Below are 1,753 nucleotides of genomic sequence, written 5' to 3'. Positions count from 1 at the left end.
AGGGACTTCACCTACATGCCAGCGTGCCTTCTCCCGAAGTTACGGCACCATTTTGCCTAGTTCCTTCACCCGAGTTCTCTCAAGCGCCTTGGTATTCTCTACCTGACCACCTGTGTCGGTTTGGGGTACGATTTAATGTTACCTGGAGCTTAGAGGATTTTCCTGGAAGCAGGGCATCAACTACTTCTGCACCGTAGTGCATCGTCATCACGCCTCAGGGTTGATATGCAACCGGATTTACCAGGTCACACCCCCTACACGCTTAAACCGGGACAACCGTCGCCCGGCCAGCCTAGCCTTCTCCGTCCCCCCTTCGCAGTAACACCAAGTACAGGAATATTAACCTGTTTCCCATCGACTACGCTTTTCAGCCTCGCCTTAGGGGTCGACTCACCCTGCCCCGATTAACGTTGGACAGGAACCCTTGGTCTTCCGGCGAGCGGGCTTTTCACCCGCTTTATCGTTACTTATGTCAGCATTCGCACTTCTGATACCTCCAGCAACCCTCACAGGCCACCTTCAACGGCTTACAGAACGCTCCCCTACCCAACAACGCCTAAGCGTCGCTGCCGCAGCTTCGGTGCATGGTTTAGCCCCGTTACATCTTCCGCGCAGGCCGACTCGACCAGTGAGCTATTACGCTTTCTTTAAATGATGGCTGCTTCTAAGCCAACATCCTGGCTGTCTGTGCCTTCCCACATCGTTTCCCACTTAACCATGACTTTGGGACCTTAGCTGGCGGTCTGGGTTGTTTCCCTCTTCACGACGGACGTTAGCACCCGCCGTGTGTCTCCCGTGATAACATTCTTCGGTATTCGGAGTTTGCATCGGTTTGGTAAGCCGGGATGGCCCCCTAGCCGAAACAGTGCTCTACCCCCGAAGATGAGTTCACGAGGCGCTACCTAAATAGCTTTCGGGGAGAACCAGCTATCTCCCGGTTTGATTGGCCTTTCACCCCCAGCCACAAGTCATCCGCTAATTTTTCAACATTAGTCGGTTCGGTCCTCCAGTTAGTGTTACCCAACCTTCAACCTGCCCATGGCTAGATCACCGGGTTTCGGGTCTATACCTTGCAACTAATCGCCCAGTTAAGACTCGGTTTCCCTACGGCTCCCCTATACGGTTAACCTTGCTACAAAATATAAGTCGCTGACCCATTATACAAAAGGTACGCAGTCACACCACGAAGGTGCTCCCACTGCTTGTACGTACACGGTTTCAGGTTCTATTTCACTCCCCTCGCCGGGGTTCTTTTCGCCTTTCCCTCACGGTACTGGTTCACTATCGGTCAGTCAGGAGTATTTAGCCTTGGAGGATGGTCCCCCCATATTCAGACAGGATGTCACGTGTCCCGCCCTACTCATCGAACTCACGACCTGTGCATTTTAGTGTACGGGGCTATCACCCTTTGCTGCGCGACTTTCCAGACGCTTCCACTAACACACAAGCCGATTCAGGTTCTGGGCTCCTCCCCGTTCGCTCGCCGCTACTGGGGGAATCTCGGTTGATTTCTTTTCCTCGGGGTACTTAGATGTTTCAGTTCCCCCGGTTCGCCTCATGCCACTATGTATTCATGACATGATAGTGTGTCGAAACACACTGGGTTTCCCCATTCGGGTATCGCCGGTTATAACGGTTCATATCACCTTACCGACGCTTTTCGCAGATTAGCACGCCCTTCATCGCCTCTGACTGCCTAGGCATCCACCGTGTACGCTTAGTCACTTAACCTCACAACCCGAAGATGTTTCCA

The 1,753-nt window shown here is 53.0% G+C and carries 1 rRNA gene; it reads right to left on the bottom strand.

What is annotated here, in order from left to right:
- Nucleotides 1-1,731, bottom strand: a 23S ribosomal RNA gene (locus tag ABTW55_RS14380); the annotation flags it as partial.
- Nucleotides 1,732-1,753: the final 22 nt, after the last annotated feature.

This window comes from Serratia sp. SM04 (assembly GCF_040280225.1).
Taxonomy (GTDB): domain Bacteria; phylum Pseudomonadota; class Gammaproteobacteria; order Enterobacterales; family Enterobacteriaceae; genus Serratia; species Serratia sarumanii.
Note: the sequence above shows the minus strand (reverse complement) of the source record. Positions and strands in the feature narration are given on the sequence as shown.